This window comes from Butyrivibrio sp. X503, from assembly GCF_003625475.1.
Taxonomy (GTDB): domain Bacteria; phylum Bacillota; class Clostridia; order Lachnospirales; family Lachnospiraceae; genus Butyrivibrio.
The window spans coordinates 30,861-49,795 of the sequence record NZ_RAIQ01000001.1 but is presented as its reverse complement, the minus strand read 5'-3'; the positions used below and the strand labels follow the sequence as shown (position 1 = coordinate 49,795).

16 protein-coding genes and 1 other annotated feature (1 of these 17 only partly in view) are annotated in these 18,935 nt (G+C 44.5%); all 16 genes read left to right on the top strand.

Going from position 1 to position 18,935, the window contains the following annotated elements; all coding sequences use genetic code 11:
• Positions 1-8, top strand: a binding site (T-box leader); it begins 250 nt to the left of the window's first position.
• A gap of 141 nt (positions 9-149) precedes the next feature.
• The 16 genes from D6853_RS00235 (at position 150) to D6853_RS00165 (ending at position 18,931) form a co-directional block, all read left to right on the top strand.
• Positions 150-2,822 (top strand): valine--tRNA ligase, encoded by a 2,673-nt coding sequence (locus D6853_RS00235; protein ID WP_120655818.1) that lies wholly within the window; start codon positions 150-152, stop codon positions 2,820-2,822.
• A 19-nt stretch (positions 2,823-2,841) separates the two neighbouring features.
• On the top strand, positions 2,842-4,221 hold the full coding sequence (locus D6853_RS00230) for a bifunctional folylpolyglutamate synthase/dihydrofolate synthase (protein ID WP_120655817.1): 1,380 nt from the start codon (positions 2,842-2,844) through the stop codon (positions 4,219-4,221).
• A gap of 13 nt (positions 4,222-4,234) precedes the next feature.
• Positions 4,235-4,399, top strand: coding sequence for a hypothetical protein (locus D6853_RS15365; RefSeq protein ID WP_199712982.1), 165 nt, complete (start codon positions 4,235-4,237; stop codon positions 4,397-4,399).
• Positions 4,399-5,757 carry a tetratricopeptide repeat protein gene (locus tag D6853_RS00225; RefSeq protein ID WP_120655816.1) on the top strand — a complete coding sequence of 453 codons (1,359 nt, stop codon included), beginning with the start codon at positions 4,399-4,401 and terminating at the stop codon, positions 5,755-5,757. Before D6853_RS15365 ends, D6853_RS00225 begins: the two co-directional genes overlap by 1 nt.
• Positions 5,758-5,777: 20 nt before the next feature.
• Positions 5,778-7,151, top strand: a complete 1,374-nt coding sequence (locus tag D6853_RS00220; RefSeq protein ID WP_120655815.1) for an MBOAT family O-acyltransferase — start codon at positions 5,778-5,780, stop codon at positions 7,149-7,151.
• A gap of 13 nt (positions 7,152-7,164) precedes the next feature.
• Positions 7,165-8,187, top strand: coding sequence for a GDSL-type esterase/lipase family protein (locus tag D6853_RS00215; protein WP_120655814.1), 1,023 nt, complete (start codon positions 7,165-7,167; stop codon positions 8,185-8,187).
• 14 nt (positions 8,188-8,201) lie between these two features.
• The gene (locus D6853_RS00210) at positions 8,202-8,441 is read left to right on the top strand and encodes a hypothetical protein (RefSeq protein WP_177223825.1); all 240 of its coding nucleotides are present in this window, start codon (positions 8,202-8,204) and stop codon (positions 8,439-8,441) included.
• 59 nt (positions 8,442-8,500) lie between these two features.
• A complete protein-coding gene (locus D6853_RS00205; RefSeq protein ID WP_120655813.1) occupies positions 8,501-8,878 on the top strand; it encodes a RidA family protein in 378 nt (125 codons plus the stop codon).
• A 12-nt stretch (positions 8,879-8,890) separates the two neighbouring features.
• Positions 8,891-9,940, top strand: a complete 1,050-nt coding sequence (locus tag D6853_RS00200; protein ID WP_120655812.1) for a tetratricopeptide repeat protein — start codon at positions 8,891-8,893, stop codon at positions 9,938-9,940.
• 5 nt (positions 9,941-9,945) lie between these two features.
• Positions 9,946-10,734, top strand: coding sequence for a DUF7402 domain-containing protein (locus tag D6853_RS00195; RefSeq protein ID WP_120655811.1), 789 nt, complete (start codon positions 9,946-9,948; stop codon positions 10,732-10,734).
• An 8-nt stretch (positions 10,735-10,742) separates the two neighbouring features.
• On the top strand, positions 10,743-12,623 hold the full coding sequence (locus D6853_RS00190) for a heparinase II/III domain-containing protein (protein ID WP_120655810.1): 1,881 nt from the start codon (positions 10,743-10,745) through the stop codon (positions 12,621-12,623).
• A 154-nt stretch (positions 12,624-12,777) separates the two neighbouring features.
• On the top strand, positions 12,778-13,920 hold the full coding sequence (locus D6853_RS00185; protein ID WP_120655809.1) for a glycoside hydrolase family 88 protein: 1,143 nt from the start codon (positions 12,778-12,780) through the stop codon (positions 13,918-13,920).
• A 48-nt stretch (positions 13,921-13,968) separates the two neighbouring features.
• Positions 13,969-16,032 carry a DUF2264 domain-containing protein gene (locus D6853_RS00180; protein ID WP_120655808.1) on the top strand — a complete coding sequence of 688 codons (2,064 nt, stop codon included), beginning with the start codon at positions 13,969-13,971 and terminating at the stop codon, positions 16,030-16,032.
• A gap of 105 nt (positions 16,033-16,137) precedes the next feature.
• Positions 16,138-16,689, top strand: a complete 552-nt coding sequence (locus D6853_RS00175; RefSeq protein WP_120655807.1) for a TetR/AcrR family transcriptional regulator — start codon at positions 16,138-16,140, stop codon at positions 16,687-16,689.
• Positions 16,686-17,615: a MurR/RpiR family transcriptional regulator gene (locus D6853_RS00170; RefSeq protein WP_120655806.1), complete on the top strand. Its 930-nt coding sequence runs from the start codon at positions 16,686-16,688 to the stop codon at positions 17,613-17,615. Before D6853_RS00175 ends, D6853_RS00170 begins: the two co-directional genes overlap by 4 nt.
• On the top strand, positions 17,615-18,931 hold the full coding sequence (locus D6853_RS00165) for an NAD(P)/FAD-dependent oxidoreductase (protein ID WP_120655805.1): 1,317 nt from the start codon (positions 17,615-17,617) through the stop codon (positions 18,929-18,931). Before D6853_RS00170 ends, D6853_RS00165 begins: the two co-directional genes overlap by 1 nt.
• Positions 18,932-18,935: the final 4 nt, after the last annotated feature.

Genomic DNA, 18,935 nt, shown 5'->3' with positions numbered 1-18,935 from the left:
TCCTTAACAGAATTATTCTGTTAGGGATTTTTTTGTGCAGAGCACTTAGCGAGGTATTATCGAGCTTAGTGCGAGCCATGGGGATGTACTTAACGAGGTTTTTTCGAGTTTAGTACATATCCCAATAGTTTTGAAGAAGGAGAATTGTTATGAAGAAAGAACTCGCCAAGACCTATGATCCCAAGGGTATCGAGGGTCGCCTTTACTCCAAGTGGGAGGAAAAGAAATATTTCCATGCAGAGGTGGATAAGACCAAAAAACCTTTTACCATCGTGATCCCGCCCCCAAACATCACAGGTAAGCTCCACATGGGACATGCTCTTGATAACACAATGCAGGATATCCTCATTCGTTACAAGAGAATGCAGGGCTACAATGCGCTTTGGCAGCCGGGAACAGACCATGCCAGCATTGCGACTGAGGTTAGGATCATCGACACTCTCAAGGCTGAGGGAATCGATAAGAGAGATCTTGGCAGAGAGAAGTTCCTTGAGAGAGCTTGGCAGTGGAAAAAAGAATACGGCGGAACAATCATTTCCCAGCTCAAGAAGCTCGGTTCTTCATGTGACTGGGACAGAGAGCGTTTCACAATGGATGAGGGCTGTAACGACGCCGTTACCGACGTTTTCGTTAAGATGTACAACAAGGGCTACATATATAAAGGAAGCCGTATCGTAAACTGGTGTCCTATTTGCAAGACTTCCATCTCAGATGCTGAGGTTGAGTACGAGGAGCAGGCAGGTCATCTTTGGCATATCAAATATCCTGTTATAGATGTAGACGGAACAGTTTCCAAGACTGAGTTCATTGAGTTTGCTACAACACGTCCCGAGACTATGCTCGGTGATACAGCTGTTGCGGTTAACCCCGATGATGACAGATATAAGAGCTTCAAGGGCAAGAAGGTACTTCTTCCTATAGTAAACAGAGAGCTTCCTATCGTAGAAGACTCTTATGTTGATATGGAATTCGGTACCGGTGTAGTTAAGATCACACCCGCTCATGACCCTAACGACTTTGAGGTAGGAAGACGTCACAATCTTGAGGTTATCAATATCCTCAATGACGATGCTACCATCAACGCCAACGGCGGCAAGTTTGAGGGCATGGACAGATATGCCGCAAGAGAAGCTATCGTAAAAGAGCTTGATGAGATGGGACTTCTTGTAAAGATAGAAGATTACTCTCACAACGTTGGAACACACGACCGTTGCCACACAACCGTAGAACCTATGGTAAAGGCACAGTGGTTCGTTAAGATGGACGAGCTCATCAAGCCCGCTGTTAAGGCAGTAAAAGAGGGTGAGATCAAGCTTATTCCTCCGAGAATGGAGAAGACATATTTCAACTGGACTGACAATATCCGCGACTGGTGTATTTCCAGACAGCTCTGGTGGGGCCACAGAATCCCCGCTTACTACTGCGACGACTGCGGAGAAGTAGTTGTATCAAAAGAGGCTCCTACTGTTTGCCCTAAGTGCGGCAAGAACCACTTTACACAGGATCCCGACACACTTGATACATGGTTTTCTTCAGCTCTTTGGCCTTTTGAGACTCTCGGATGGCCTAAACAGACTGAGGATCTTAAGTACTTCTTCCCTACAGACGTACTTGTAACCGGTTATGACATTATCTTTTTCTGGGTTATCAGAATGATATTCTCAAGCTATGAGCAGATGGGTACTTACCCCTTCAAGACAGTTCTTTTCCACGGTCTTGTAAGAGACTCGCAGGGTAGAAAGATGAGTAAGTCTCTGGGTAACGGTATCGATCCTCTCGATATTATTGAGAACTACGGTGCTGATGCTCTGAGACTCACACTTATTACAGGTAACGCACCGGGTAACGACATGCGTTTCTATAACGAGAGAGTTGAGAACAGCCGTAACTTTGCCAATAAGGTATGGAACGCTTCAAGATTCATTATGATGAACATGGGAGACGACGAGAAGAGCGCCATTCACCAGCCTGCGCCCGCAGGTCTTGAGCCTGTTGATAAATGGATCCTTTCCAAGCTCAACAACACAATCAAAGAGGTTACGGACAATATGGACCACTTTGAGCTTGGTATCGCTGTTCAGAAGGTTTACGACTTCATCTGGGATGAGTTCTGCGACTGGTACATCGAGATGGTTAAGCCTCGTCTCTACAATTCAGATGATGCCGATTCACACAAGGCAGCACTCTGGACACTCCAGACAGTACTTATTAACGCACTTAAGCTCCTTCACCCTTACATGCCTTTCATCACTGAGGAGATCTTCTGCACACTTCAGGATGAAGAGGAATCCATCATGGTTTCCGAGTGGCCTGTTTACAAGGATGAGTGGAACTTTGCAGCCGATGAGAAGGCTATAGAGACTATCAAGGAAGCCGTAAGAGGAATCCGTAACGTTCGTACTCAGATGAACGTTGCTCCTTCCAGAAAGGCCAAAGTATTTGTTGTGAGCGACAACGATGAGGTACTTGATATCTTCACAACAGGTAAGCTTTTCTTCGAATCACTTGCTTATGCTTCAGAGTCAGTATGCCAGAAGAACAAGGACGGTATCGCAGATGACGCCGTTTCGGTAGTCCTTGCTGAGGCAACCGTTTACATTCCTTTCTCTGATCTTGTTGATATCTCTGCGGAGATAGAGAGACTTACCAAGGAGCAGAAGAAGCTTGAGGGCGAGCTCAAGAGATCACAGAACATGCTCAGCAATGAGAAGTTCCTTTCAAAGGCTCCCGCTGAGAAGATCGCAGAGGAAAAAGAAAAGCAGCAGAAATATCAGCAGACCTACGACCAGATAGCAGAGAGACTTAAACAGCTTCAGAAGTAAAGCTTCAGAAACAATAATTATGAACAAAGAACTAATAAAAGGAGCGGCAAGCTTTATCAGCCGCTCCGATAAAGGTGAAAAGATTTCCGTAGCGGAATGCGAGGCATATCTTAATTCGATTCCGAGTTTTACGGATAAACATACAATGGAAGATACTGTGGCTTTTCTTGAGTTTTTGGGAAATCCCGATCAGAATATGAAGATAATTCATGTAGCGGGAACCAACGGAAAAGGTTCGGTTTGCAGCTATCTTTCGTCTATACTTATGAAGGCCGGATATTCTGTCGGCATGTTCACATCGCCGCATCTTGTGAAGGTCAACGAGAGATTTTGCATTGACGGCAAGATGGTATCCGACGGAGTGTTTACCGAGGTTTTTGTCGAGACCTTAAAACGCGTGGTTGAGTATAATCATAAGGATTACTTTCCTACATATTTTGAGTTTTTATTCTTTGTAGCGATGATTCTTTACGATGTATACCCGGTTGACTACCTTATTCTCGAGACGGGGCTCGGAGGAAGGCTTGATGCTACCAATTCGGTTTCGAACCCTCTTTTGACAGTGATAACAGAGATCGGATACGATCACATGCAGTATCTGGGAGAGACAATTCCCGAGATCGCCGGAGAAAAGGCAGGTATAATAAAGCCTTGGGTACCCGTAGTATTTTTTGACAAGCAAAAAGAGAGTACCGAAGTCATTAAACAAAAGGCTTTGGAGCTTGATTCAAGAGCTATTGTCGTAGAGAAAAAGAATATTAAGGACGTAACCACTGTTTCGGAAGATGAAGGGAACAAATACATTGCTTTTTCGTATGTTTCCTTATATGATAAATATGTTGATCTAAAGCTTAACACTGAAGCCAGATATCAGGCTGAAAATGCCGCTCTTGCAGTAACCGCGGCTGAGATCCTTAGAAACGAAGGAGCGAACATTTCTGAACTTGATATCAGAGAGGGACTGATCAGTACCAAGTGGGAAGCGCGTATGGAAGAGATTCTTCCCGGAATTTACGTTGACGGAGCCCACAATGTGGATGGAATAGAAGCTTTTATCGACAGTGCATCCAATATTCCTTCGCAGGGTCGTAAGATCCTTTTGTTTGGAATAGTAGGAGATAAGCAGTACAAGGAGATTATAGACAAGCTGCTCGTTTGCGGCGAGTTTGATTCAATCTTTGTGGCTGTTCTTGAGACGAACAGATCGGTTTCTGTATCCGATCTTAAGAGTGCTTTTGAAGAATGCAAGGAAGAGCACGGTATAATAGGACTTCCCATCAAGTATTACAGCAATGTTCGAGATGCGATCACGGACATCATTACCGTAAGGAAGTCCGGAGACACTGTATTTGCAGCCGGATCTCTTTATCTTGCAGGACAGATCAAAGCGATGTTATAAAAGGGGAAATCCAATGCTTAATTTTGAAGAGGAACTTAGAAAGTTTAAACCTAGTCTCGAGATTGAAGATGCGGAAGATATCATCTACAACAGAGACCTTGACGATATGTCGGATGTTATCGTAAAGCTTCTTAAGGATGCTAAATCGGAAGCAGACAACAGTAAGAGGAGCAGATAATGGCTACCAGCATATATAAGAAGCTTGTGAGCTTATCCAATGTCTTTTACAATGAAGGACTGGAAAAGGCCTCGGTCAGAGATCTGACTGGAGCCATGGAGTCACTTCATCAGAGCCTTAAGCTCGATAAGAACAATATAAATGCACGCAATCTCCTGGGACTCATATATTATGAGACCGGTGAAGTCGTTGCGGCGCTCTCCGAGTGGGTCATCAGCAAGAACCTTCAGCCTGATGAGAACATTGCGGATGAGTACATGGACATGGTAAGAAACAGCCCATCCAAGCTTGAGGATATTAATCAGACAATAAAGAAATTTAATATTGCACTTAACTACTGCCATCAGGAAAGTCTTGACCTTGCCGTAATTCAGCTTAAGAAAGTTCTTTCGCTCAATCCCGGCTTTATTAAGGCACACCTTCTTTTGGCACTTTTGTATTTGAAGGCCGGAAATTGGGACAGAGCCAAGGTTGAGGCCAAGAAGGTCATCAAGCTTGATACAGGCAACACTCTTGCAAGACGTTATCTCAAGGAAGCTGACAGCATGCTTCTTCCCGGAGAGAGCGGCAAGCTTGTTTCGGATATTGCTTCAAGCGGAAATGATGAGGTTATCAGATACAACAGCGGTAATGAGATGATCATTCAGCCGCTTAAGAAGTCTGCTCTTACAAGAACAGGCTCCATCTGGGGAATCGTGCTTGGTATCGCGCTCGGAGTTGCGGCATCATGTTTTCTTATACTGCCTCAGAGAATTGAGAGTATTACCGCGGGCAATAAGGAAAAGATCGCGAATATCAGCGAGGAATCCGATGCAAAATCCGCCAAGCTCAGTGAATATGAGCAGAAGATGGCATCTATGGACAAGCAGATAAAAGATCTGCAGGCTCAGGTAGACAGCTATGAAGGAGTTGATTCTACATCGGCATCCATGAACTCACTTATGAAGGCTATGGATTGTTACGAGAAGGATTCATCCGATATAGAAGGCATCGCTGCGGCGCTTGAAAACGTCGACCTTGATGTTATCAGGGACTCTGTGTCTCCTGAATTTTTGGAACTATACGAAACTTTGATGTCTAAGGTGGGACCTTCACTAGCGACATCTTATTACAACACCGGATATGACGCTTATAAGGCAAAAAAGTATGATGAAGCCATTGCCAATCTGTCCAAGGCGTATCAGTATGACAATACCAATGTGAATACGCTTTATTATCTGGCTAACTCATACGCGGAAAATGGTGATATTGATAAAGCCAAGGAGAAATACGACGCTATCGTGACGGATTTCCCGAATACCAAGACCGCTGCTGCGGCGCAGACCAAGCTGGCTGAGATCAATAATTCCGGCAACTAATAATAGGAAAAAATGGGGAAATGATAAACTTTTCGGATCTAACTTTTATATTCAGGTTCTTACCTGTATTTGTAATAGCATTTTATCTTACTCCCACCAAGTTTAAAACGTGGACGCTTCTTGTAGGCAGTTTGGTTTTTTATGGAGTGGGAGATATAAGGATGCTTCCGGTACTTCTGGGAGCAGTTGTTGTCAATTATCTGTTCTCGCGTGCGATAAGGGGCGCGACCAAGAAGAAGCTTCTTCTGGCCTTTATTGTGGTTATCGACGCTCTCATGCTTGTGGAGTTCAAGATACTCGGTCAGATGGTAGACAACTCTCTTATGCCGCTCGGAATCAGCTTTTTTGTATTTAAGATGATTTCCTTCCAGGCAGATACCTATATGGAAAAAATCACAGAGGACCCTCCGTTTGCGGATGTTGCTGCGTACTTTTGTATGTTTCCGCAGATTCTTTCGGGTCCCATTATGCGTTTTTCCGATTATGACGACAATGATCTGATCGGTAAAGATGCATATAAGCCGGAGCTTAAGACGATCCTCTCCAATATTGAGGACGGACTTAAGTTTTTTGTGCTGGGTCTTTTTATGAAGGTCATGATAGCGGATCATCTTTCAATGCTCTGGAACGATATAGGAACGATCGGCTACGAGAGCCTTTCGACTCCGCTTGCGTGGATAGGTGCGGTTACTTATTCGATGCAGCTGTATTATGATTTCTGGGGATATTCTCTCATGGCTGCGGGAATCGGTGTTATGATAGGATTTCCGTTTGTTGTCAATTTCGATCAGCCGTACAGAGCAAAGAGTGTTTCGGATTTCTACAGAAGGTGGCATGCGACTTTGGGCTCATGGTTTAAGGATTATATCTATATTCCCATGGGAGGAAGCAAGGTCAAGGCGCCGAGGATAATATTTAACCTTCTTGTTGTATGGCTTATTACAGGATTCTGGCATGGAATAACTTTAAATTTTATTCTGTGGGGACTCATTCTTTTTGTTATTATAGTAAGTGAGAAATTTATAGTATTTAAGCTTCTTCCGAAGTGGCTTGGATTCATTGTCGGTAAGCTTCATGTCTTTGTGCTTATCCCGCTTACCTGGGTCATATTTGCAATCCCCAAGATGGGTATGATGGAAGATTATTTCTGCAGATTATTCCCGTTCTTTGGTGAGGGTATCGCGGTTAACGGCAGTGATTATATAAAAAAACTCGGACTTTACGGAGGATTTCTTTTACTGGGACTTATCCTTCTGATTCCGGGAGTATATGGATTATTTGAGAAAAACAGGAAAAAGCCTGTGGTCACGATTATTTTGTTTGTGATCTTCTGGATATGCGTTTACAGCTTGTCCAATTCCGCAGGCAATCCTTTTATGTATTTAAGATTTTGAGGAAAGAGTAATAATGAAACTACTTAAGTATTGCCCGCTGCTTTTTGCAACAGCGGTGGTTTCAATAATTTTATCGTGTTTGACGTTCGCCCTTAAGGACGAGCTTTACGGCGACTATGCAGAAGGCTATGACTCTGCAAAGATGCCGTTCTTTAGCGTTATGATGAAAGGAATGGCGGACGGAGTTTTCCCATGGGACGGCGTTGCCGATATCAGAGCGATAGATGAGAAGTTCCTTGCGGGAAGACAGAGTGAGGAAACTACTGAAACGCCGACGCAGGAAACAGTAACGGCCAAGGAGACTGAAGAACCACAACCGGTACAGGAAACAGAACCTGAAGAAACTGATATATCGGGCAATGACGTCTCAGGCAATTCGGATATTTCGGGAAATGATATTTCAGGTAACTCAGAAGAAGAGGAAGGCTACGAATTCTGCGAGGTTACGGATGATTATTTCGAAGACGCCGTATTTATCGGAGATTCAAGAACGGTAGGCCTGTCTGAGTATGTAGAGGCGCTTGATACGAAAGCTACGTTCTATTCCAAGGTATCGCTTACCATCTATACGGTGCTTGATAAGCCGTTCCTTAAAATGGAAGGTAAAAAAGGCAAGATAACCGTTGACGAAGCACTCTCCGAGAATCAATTCGGCAAGGTTTATATTATGCTCGGACTTAACGAGATGGGAACCGGTAATATCAATACCTTTATTACCAAGTACTCCGAAGTTATAGCAAGGATCAGGGAGCTTCAGCCTGATGCGATCATTTACATTCAGGGAATCATGCACGTTACCGCCGATAAGAGTGATAATGATAAGCTATTCAATAACCCTAACATCAATGAAAGAAACGAAGCATTGTCTCAGCTTGCCAATGATGAGGATATCTTTTATATAGATATGAATGAGTCGGTTGATGACGAAGATGGAAATCTGATAACAGAGATTTCTTTTGACGGAGTCCATCTTAAGGCCTCTGCTTACGAGAGATGGCATCAATATCTTTTGCAACATGCGATTGTAAAAGAATGATCGGGAGTGATAAAATGGCTAGAGAGATGAGTTTTAAAATGGAGCGCCCGGGACTGCTTAAAGAGGGCGACCATGTGACGGTTACCGAGGGAGTGCTTCCCAGTAACTATTACTATACGATAGATCCGTCACTTGCAATGTCGGGTAATTTTCCTTTTCGTGAGCGTATGCTTGAGAGGGAAGGCGTTGTGACCAAGGTTGAAGAGAATGCAAGAGGCTTCTATGTGACGGCTGTTTTCGGTCAGGATAATTAAAGGCTGCCCGGCGGGAATGTTCCGCGTTTATAGGGAGCTGTTTTAAGGAGGATATATACATGCAGTATGTAAGTACAGACAAGGCACCGGCAGCAATCGGACCTTATTCACAGGCAATCAAAGCGGGAGATTTTCTTTATGCTTCGGGACAGATTCCGATCAATCCCGCTACAGGTGAGATAGATACAACAACAATCGAGGATCAGACAAACAGAGTATGTCAGAATATCGGCGAGATACTCAAGGCAGCGGGAACAGACTTTGAGCATGTTGTAAAGACTACATGTTTCCTCGCTGAGATGGGTGATTTTGCCGCATTCAACGGCGTATATGAAAAGTATTTTACAAGCAAGCCGGCAAGAAGCTGTGTTGCTGTTAAGAAGCTTCCCAAGGACGTTCTTTGTGAAGTAGAGATCATTGCATATCTTGGTAAATAAGAAGAGGCACTAATGAAGTATAGATTTGTTGCGGGAGTACTGGCTCTTTCCACAGTGCTTACAGGCTGTGGCTCCATTACGGCAGGACGCAATGTCAACTCAGGTTTTACTCATATAGAGAACTGCGAGTATGCGGATGCACTGGAGAGCTTTCAGGCTGCGCTTGACAGCGGAGAGGACGAATGCCTGGCACGCAGAGGTATGGGCATAGCATATCTTAATAGTTTTGAATACGAGCAGGCGGCTGAACAGCTGCTTGCTTCTCTTGCTGCAGATGAGGGAATAGTTGACGACATGGATTTCGACACCAACTATTACCTCGCGGAAGCTTATATGAAGCTTGGAGAGTACAACAAATCCAAGGAAATCTATGATGCCATTTTGGCTCTTCGTGAAAAAGACAAAGACGCGCATTATTTAAGAGGCGTTTGTGAACTCGCCGCGGGCGACCATGACAGCGCGTATTCCGATTTTGCAAAAGCAATGAAGCAAAGCCCCAGAGACTATTCTTTGATAATCAGGATCTACAAGGCTCTTGCCGAGTACGGATATGAGGAAGAGGGAACGACCATCCTGCAGAATGCTTTTGACGGCGGAAGCGAGTATATGAGTAACTACGAGAAGGGTCAGGTGTCTTTTTATCTGGGTAACAACGCAGAGGCACAGAACTTTCTTGAGGCTGCAAGAAGTGAGAGAGATCAGGAAAAAGAGCCTGTGGTACTCCTTCTTGGCGCAACAGCGGAAAAACAGGGTGATTACAACTACGCGGTGAGCGTATACAAGACATATTTAAGTGAGAAGTCCGACAGTGCCAAGGTCTACAACCAGCTTGGTATGTGTCAGATAAGACAGGGCGATTATGAAGGCGCGATAGAATCCTTTAAGGAAGGTCTTAATATCGGGGACAAGCCGATGAATCAGGCGCTTATGATCAATCAGATCACGGCATACGAATATATGGGCGAGTTTCAGGTGGCGTCATCCATGATGGATGAGTATCTTAAGATCTATCCCGAGGATAGTAACGCGGTCAGAGAGAACGTCTTTCTTTCTACGAGGTAAAAGATATGAAGGTATCGGTATATAATGATTGGGATCATGTTGCCAAGGCGGAAGCAGCAGGGGAAGAAGCTGTTGTCCTTGCCTGGGACGGAGAGTACAGAAAGGGCGATATCATTGAGTTTTCGGGGATAGAGCCCGGTGATTTTTATGTGGTAAAAGTAGATGCCGCAGTTGATGAGGCATTTTGTTTGATCGAGCAGGATACGATTTTGTTTCCTGTTCCTTTTTATGAGAAAAAAACAAGTTATAACCCGCTTGCTTTTATGGGAAACAGACATCTTGTTACCATCAGAAAAGCAAGAGACTATGAGATAAACAGCTATAAGAATCTGGCGCTCAATCCATTCGACCAGCATGAATTTGCAGGTGTTTATCCTCATGCAAGCGCCAACGTAGAGACAAGAGGCGAGGCTGTTTTTGCCGCAAGAAACGCTATAGACGGATGCATTGCGACACTTTCACACGGCGAATGGCCTTATGAATCATGGGGAATAAACAGGCAGGATGACGCGGAGTTCACACTTGATTTTGGAAGAGAAGTGTCTTTTGACAAGATAGTTCTTTATACAAGGGCGGATTTCCCGCATGACAACTGGTGGACCAAGGCTACCTTTGAGTTTTCTGACGGAAGCACTGAGACAGTTTCCATGGAAAAGAAGGTTCAAGAGCCGCATGTGTTTGATATCTCAAGAAAAGGCATCAGATGGCTGAAGCTTGGTAAGCTCGTTAAAGCCGACGATCCGAGCCCTTTTCCTGCGCTTGTTCAGATTGAGGTGTACGGCACCGAGAATTGAGGTGGGTTATGACCGTAAATACAGTCAAAGGTTATCTGTCTAAAACATCCGGCTGCGCGGTATATGCCGGATATCCCGATATTTCTAAGCGTGATGAATGGGAAGCATTTCCCATAGAATTAAAAAGAGAAATCGTAAAAAGAGGCGAAGAGGCTCTTTTGGAGCCTTGGAGCGAGCTTTTGGTATCTGACTTTCGAGAGTTCTTCAGATCCGGAAATCGTGTGAGATTTGAAGATAAGTATTTTTCCAGAAGAAGAAAACTGAACAGTTTGGTCATGGCGGAGTGCGTTCAAAACAAAGGACGTTTTATTGATGCTATCCTTGACGGACTCTATCTTATTATGGAAGAGAGCTCATGGTGTCTTCCGCCGCACAACAGTCATGTAAGAGACGGACAAAACGATGCAATGCCCAATGTGGCGAGACCCGTTATAGATTTATTCGACGCGGAGTCCGGAGCGGAGGTCGCATTCTGCGAATATCTGCTCAGACCTGTCTTTGAAAAGATAAGTCCGAATATAAGCGAGTATGTAAATTACAGGCTTGAAGAGAGGATATTCGTGCCGTTTTTAAATGAGCATTTTTGGTGGATGGGAAACGGCAAGGAGCCCATGTGCAACTGGACGCCGTGGTGTACTCAGAATGTGCTTATCTGTGCTCTTACAAGGAGCGCGAATTATTTTGATGAAGATAAAAGAAGAAAATTTTTGGAAAAAGCGGCAGCTTCCTGCGATTATTTTCTTGATGAATACGGAGAGGACGGCTGCTGTAATGAAGGTGCGCAGTACTATTCGCATGCAGCGCTGTGTCTTTTTGGTTGTCTTGAGCTTATGGCGGGAGTTACAGGCGAGGCGTTTGCGGGAATATATTCCGAGAAGCTTATTAAGAATATGGCAAACTACATCGTGAAGATGCATGTGGCCGGAGATACATATATTAACTTTGCGGATTGCAGCGCGCATCCGGGAAGGAGAGGCGCAAGAGAGTTCCTGTTCGGAAAAAGGACAGGTGATGATGTGCTAGCGGGCTTTGCCGCAGAAGATCTTAAGTCGCAGAGTATGTATGCAAGACTTATTCCGGATGAGATCAATCTCTTTTACCATGTGATGCAGGCATTTGCTTACAAAGAGATGACTGAGTATAAAGGAAACGGCGACAATATAAGACCAAAGGATTCTTGGTTTGAAAGTACGGGGCTTATGGTCGCAAGAGACAATGTATATACTCTTGCCGCGAAAGCAGGGAATAATGCCGATAGCCATAATCATAACGATGTCGGTTCTTTTACTATATACAAAGACGGAAAGCCTTTTGTTATCGACCTTGGCGTTGGGACTTATACTGAGAAGACCTTTTCCGAAAGGCGATACGAGATATGGACGATGCAGTCAAAGTATCATAATCTTCCGACATTTACAGATGAAAGCGGCGCGGAAATCATGCAAAAGCCGGGCGCAGAATATGTGGCTCGAAGTGTTAAGTGTGAACTTGGAGATGCGCCTATCGGAAAAACAAGCGGCGAAGGATCGGGAGAGGTCTGCAGCCTTTCCATGGATATCGCATCTGCTTACGGGGATGAGAGGATCGGAAGCTATCACAGGATCGTGACGCTGAATAAGGGCGAAGATATCACTGTTACCGATAAGTACGACGGTGAGCTTAAGGCTTTCGTGAGTATCATGACGTATGAAAAGCCTGTTTCGGATGAGCATGGCATGCGTATTTCTGTGGGCGAACTGGGATGCATAGACCTAAGCGGCGGAGTGGTTACCGATATCGAAGAGTGCCCCATAAACGATGCGCGCCTTTCAATGGCATGGAAGCACAGCGTATACAGGGTTGTTATCGAGATAGACGATGCACATGAGCTTTCTCTTTTGATCAGGTAAAAAAGAGTAATAGCAAAAAAGTCCTGTTTTCTGAAAAGAAAAACCATCAAAATTTAAACTGTAAAATGATACGATTATTGTGGCGCGGAATTTATATAAAAAGAATCTGCGCCACAATTTGCATAGGGGTTATGCGGTAAGAGAAGGGAATGGCATGAGAAAACTTACAGAAGACGAGAAAAAGTGGATAGATACTACGCTTAAAAAAATATCAGTCAAGATGGAAGAAGTCACCAAAAGAAATCTTGATAAGATCCCGTATACAACAGATAAATACGGGCGATTTGACGACAAATCGGGTAAGGACATATGCTGGTGGACCAACGGCTTTTGGGGCGGCATAATGTGGCAGCTGTACAAGCTTACAGGAAATGAGATGTACAAGAAAGAGGCAATAGGAGTTGAGGATAAGCTTGATGAGAATCTCATGAATATTGAGGGACTCGATCATGACAACGGGTTTAAGTGGCTTCCTACGTCCGTATGCAGATATAAGCTTTTTAACAACAAGGAATCCTACAACAGAGCAATGCTTGCCGCTACCAACATGGCGGGAAGATTTAACATGGTCGGCAAATTCATTAGAGCTTGGAACAACTGGGACGACGTCGACAGAAGGGGCTTTGCGATAATCGATTGTATGATGAATCTGCCTCTTTTGTACTGGGCGAGCGAAGAGACGACCGATCCCAGATTTGAAATGATTGCAAGAGCGCACGCGGATACGGCAAGAAAAGTATTTGTTCGCGATGATGGTTCAGTGAATCATATAGTCATCTTTGATCCGGAGACGGGTGAGATTGTCGGAAAGCCGGGTGGACAGGGCTATGGCGAAGGCTCGTCCTGGACAAGGGGTCAGAGCTGGGGAATCTACGGCTTTACGCTCAGCTATAAATATACGGGAGATGAGAAGTACCTTGATACGGCCAAAGAGATCGCTAATTACGTGCTTTCACAGATACCGGATTCTTGTCTTATCCCGATAGATTACAGACAGCCGGATGACATTAAGCTTGAGGATTCAACTGCCGCAGCGATAACGGCTTCGGGGCTTATCGAGCTTTCGCAGGCAACAGGCGACGATGAGCTTTCCGACAAATATTTGGATGCTGCTTTTAAGCTGCTTAAAACTCTTGATGAAAAGAGAATAAGCTGGAGCGAAGATACGGATAACCTTCTGAATAACTGCGCAGTCGACTATCACGGCGACGGACATAACATGTCGATCATCTATGGCGATTATTATTTTATCGAAGCTATGATGAAGCTTGCCGGCGGCGCGCTTGAGATCTTTTGACGAAGAAAAGATATAGCGGAGCATGGCATAACAAAGCGGAGGATACTTATGGTATTTGAACCGGAGTTTACGGATTATGAACTGAGCCCGTATACGGGACTTACGAGAAAGAGCTGGATAGAGGCCGCCAAATATCTTCTCGGGGGGATATTCGGAAATATAGAGAGCGCGGATAAGCCTGTGGTCATGCCGCGCTACGAGACTGTCGTTACGTATCCTTCAAAAGATGCGCCTATGTGGAGATTTAAGGCGGAAATCTTCGAGGGGCTGACCAGATCTTTTTTTATCGCAGCGCCGCTTATCTGCGAAGAGCCCACGCTTTCTCTTAACGGGATAAACATAAGAGATTATTACAGGGATCAGGTTTTACGTGCCGTTACGCCGGGAAATGACAATTACGTCTACAACTATTCCGACATGAAAAAAGAAAACGGCGACGAGTATGCGATATACCAGCAGACGGTCGAGACCGCGGCTTTAGTGATCTGTCTTTTTATCTGTAAAAAAGAGATCTGGGATACCTATACACAGGAAGAAAAAGACAGGATCGCGGCATTTCTTTCAGACTATGCTCACAGCTATACCGTTCCGCAGAACTGGCGTCTTTTTAACATGCTTGATCTTGCGTTTTTATACATGAACGGCTATGAGATTGATGAAGACATCATGCGAGATCACGCTCAGAATATCTTGAACTATTATGTCGGGGACGGTTGGTACAGAGACGGGCAGTCTTTTGACTATTATTCATGCTGGGCTTTTAACATGTACACGGCCTTTTGGAACAATTGGTACGGCTATGAAAAAGAGCCTTTTATCGCAGAGAAATTTGAGGAAAACTCCAATAAGCTGATGGAGACTTATCCCGACTTTTTTGACAGGGACGGCTTTACCAATATGTGGGGCAGGAGCGGCATTTACAGAAACGCCGCAACAAGTGCTTTTGACGGCAATCTTATGATGAGAAATTCCAAGGCGGATCCGGGACTTGCAAGAAGGATCTGTTCGGGATCTCTTTTGCAATTTATTAAAAGAGACGACTTTCTTATAAACGGCGTTCCGACGCTTGGCTTCTACGGCCCGTTTACGCCCCTTGTGCAGAGCTATTCATGCGCCGAGTCGCCGTTGTGGCTCGGAAAGGCCTTTCTGTGCCTGCATCTTCCAAAGGACCATCCATTCTGGACTGAAAAAGAAAATAACGGAACATGGGATAAGCTTAATAAGAATGAGACCAAGGTGACTACGCTTAACGGCCCCGCTCTTTCTTTTGCCAATCATGAAGCAAATGGCATAACTGAGCTACGAACGGGCAAGGTGGTAAAAGAAAAAACGGATGAGCACGGTATGTGGAATTATTCCAAGCTTGTCTATAATTCTAAGTTTCCGTGGGAGAGTGCGGTAAGAAGAGACGTCGAATCGCAGCAGTATGTTATTGGATATATCGATAAAAAAACATGTGAGATTGAGGATAAAAATGTTCGGATGCTCAAGGCGAATGCGACCTTCTGGCACGGAGAAAAAGACGGTGTTTTGTACAGGAGACAGTTCTTTGATTATGAATTAAACACTGAAACTCACTGGAACACAGCCATGAATCTTGCTGACTTTGCGGTTCCTTACGGAATCATGCGAGCAGATAATATACGTATGTACAGAAATCCTATTACCATAACGCTTGGTGCATTTGGTTTTCCGGATAACGGAACTGAGGTGATAACAAAAGCTCAAGGTGATTTCAAGGCGGTGATCCTTAAAGGACATGATCATATCGGTAAAGAAAAGCAGCTTTGCTTTACGATATTTGACGGATGGGATGAGATCGAGATCATAAACAGTACCGGGACCAATCCCGACAGCGAAAAATCAATAGTTCTATGCGCTAAGACCAAGAGAGAAAAGCAGTACGGTTATGAGAAGTATTTTTTGATATCTCAGGTTATAACCAAGGAAAGTCTTGAAGACTTCAGTGATGAGGACATATTCCCGATTGAGCGGATCACATATACGGATACTCAAAAATGCGGCGGCTACGGACCTGTCACAATAGCGCTTAAAAGCGGAGAAACGAAAGTTGTTGATTTCTACGGAACAGAAGGAAATCTCTCGCTTTGAGCGGCTTTCTTTATGCATGAAAATCCGTTGACAGTGTACCTTTGATTTTGTAAAATAATAACGCATGCTTTTATAAAAAAGCTAATTATTGTTGGGAGGGTTTGTATGTCCAGAAAAGCTACGATTACGCAGAAAGAGATCGTGAATGCGGCATTTAAGATTACAAGAAAGGAAGGCTTTGAGCAGATAACGTCGAGAAAGCTTGCGGCGGCAGCCGGATGTTCGACACAGCCTATTTTCCGTATTTACGAGAATATGGATGCGCTTAAAAAGGACGTTTACGATAAGGCAGCAGCTTACTACGAGGATTACTACAATGAGTGCGACAAGAGCCATGAGGTTCCTTTTGTTGACCTTGGCCTTGCTTACATTGGTTTTGCACAGAAGTATCCTCATCTTTTCAGACTTCTTTTCATTTCCGAGCAGGGACCCGAGAGCAAGACTATGTATGATCTTGTAAACGGTTCTTCGGAGAATGTCGTTAAAGAGATCAATAAGGCTAAGGCCAAGGGAGTTGCCAATGCACAGCAGCTCTTTATGCAGATGTGGATCTTTATCCACGGTGCAGGCTGTATGGCAGTCACAGGGGATTATGATCTTGATTCCGAAACTTCAGTTTCCATGCTTGAATCAGCATACAGGGCGTTCAGTCTATGAAATTCGAGAGCGATGTTGATGTAATAACCAGAATAAATGAATGCTATTCAAGGATGAGTAAGGGCAAAAAGAACATTGCCACATACATATGCGATCACTATGAGCAGGCTGTTTTTATGACGGCTGCGGAGCTCGGTAAGATCGTTGGAATGAGCGAATCTACCGTTGTGAGATTTGCCATGAGCCTTGGATACGAAGGATATCCTGCTTTTCAGAAGGCACTTTCGGTATGGGTTACGGACAAATTCGGTTCTGTTGAGAAGGTGGGCCGCAAGTTTGGTAAGAGCAACGAAGGAGAGATTCTTTCTACAATTCTGCGCTCTGATATATCCAATCTCGAAGATACGATAAACAGTATAGATGTAGCGGCATTTAAAACAGCAGTTGATATTATTTTAAAGGCGAAGACCTTGTATATCGTCGGAATCAGAAGCTGCGAGCCGCTTGCGGACTTCTTGCATTTTTATCTCAACATGATAAGAGGCAACAATGTTCTCATAAAGACAACTTCCGTTACCGAGATGTTTGAGCAGATGCTTAGAATAAGCGACAGAGATGCGATCATCGGAATAAGCTTTCCGAGGTATTCCATGAGGACTTTAAAGTGCATGGAGTTTGCCAATGACAGAAATGCCAAGGTGATCACCATCACGGATTCAGTGCATTCTCCGATGAATCTGTATTCGTCCTGCAATCTCCTTGCAAAGAGCGAGATGGCTTCTATCGTTGATTCACTTGTTGCGCCTCTTAGTGTTATAAATGCGCTTGTGGTCGCACTTTGTATGAGAAAGCCCAATGAGGTCAAGGCGGATCTTAAGATGCTTGAGGAGACTTGGAATAACTATCAGGTGTACCTCAATGACGAGATTGATTTTGCATCCGACGATCCAATGATGCTTGAACCGCTCAGAAAGAAGAACAATTGATGAAAAGAATTGCAATTATCGGCTGCGGTGCAGCCGGGATGATGGCGGCGCTTGCTGCTGCGAATAGCAGCGTGAGCGTCACTATTTTTGAGAAAAACGAAAAGCCCGGAAAGAAGATCTACATCACGGGAAAGGGCCGCTGCAATGTGACAAACGCCTGTGATCAGACGGATTTTTTTGAGCACGTAAAAAGAAATCCGAGATTTCTTTACAGTGCTTTTTATGACTATGACAATACCGCCGTTATGGACTTTTTTGAAAGTAACGGCTGCAAACTGAAGATAGAAAGAGGCGACAGGGTATTCCCCGTTTCCGACCATTCTTCGGATATCATAAGAACTCTTTTTAACGCCGTAAAAAAGGCGGGAGTAAAGGTTTTGTTTGATACCGAGGTCCTTTCTGTCGAGACAAGCGGAGGAAGCGTAAGTGCCATAACCTATGCGGACAAAGCGGGTTCTTCCAAAAAGGGCGATGCTCCGATAATGCGAGAAGAATTCGACAGCGTTATTGTTTGCACGGGAGGAGTTTCATATCCTTCGACGGGTTCGACCGGTGACGGATACGATTTTGCCAAGTCGGCAGGTCACTCGGTAAAAGAGCCGAGACCCTCGCTTGTTCCTTTCGAAACAAAGGAAGACTGGTGCAGAGAGCTGCAGGGACTGTCACTTAAGAATGTCGGACTAAAGCTCTTTTTATCCAGAAAAGATGAAGGCAAAAAAGGCGGCACTGAAGATAATAACAAGAATGCCAAGAAGAAAAAGCCTGTGTATGAGGGCTTTGGAGAGATGCTTTTTACACACTTCGGAGTAAGCGGACCGCTTGTTCTTACCGCAAGCTGCCACTATGAAAAAGACATGAAGGCGGAACTTTTACTTGATCTTAAGCCCGCACTTTCCGAGAAGCAGCTTGATACGAGAGTACTCAGGGACTTTGATGAGGGACTGAACAAACAGTTTAAAAATGTTATCGGATCTCTTTTCCCTTCAAAACTTGTTCCTGTTATGATACGCTTATCCGGGATAGATCCGGAGAGACCGGTTCACGATATCACCAAAGAGGAGAGACTTGGCTTTGTAAGGCTTATCAAGAATCTTCCCATAACCGTTATCGGAACGAGGAGCTTTAACGAGGCTATCATCACAAGAGGCGGTGTGGACGTAAAAGAGATCAATCCGTCCACGATGGAGTCCAAGCTTGTCAAAGGGCTTTTCTTTGCAGGAGAAGTGATTGACGTTGATACTGAGACCGGCGGTTTTAACTTACAGGTTGCATGGTCAACGGGACATCTTGCCGGAACATCTGCCGGAGAAATATGATTTT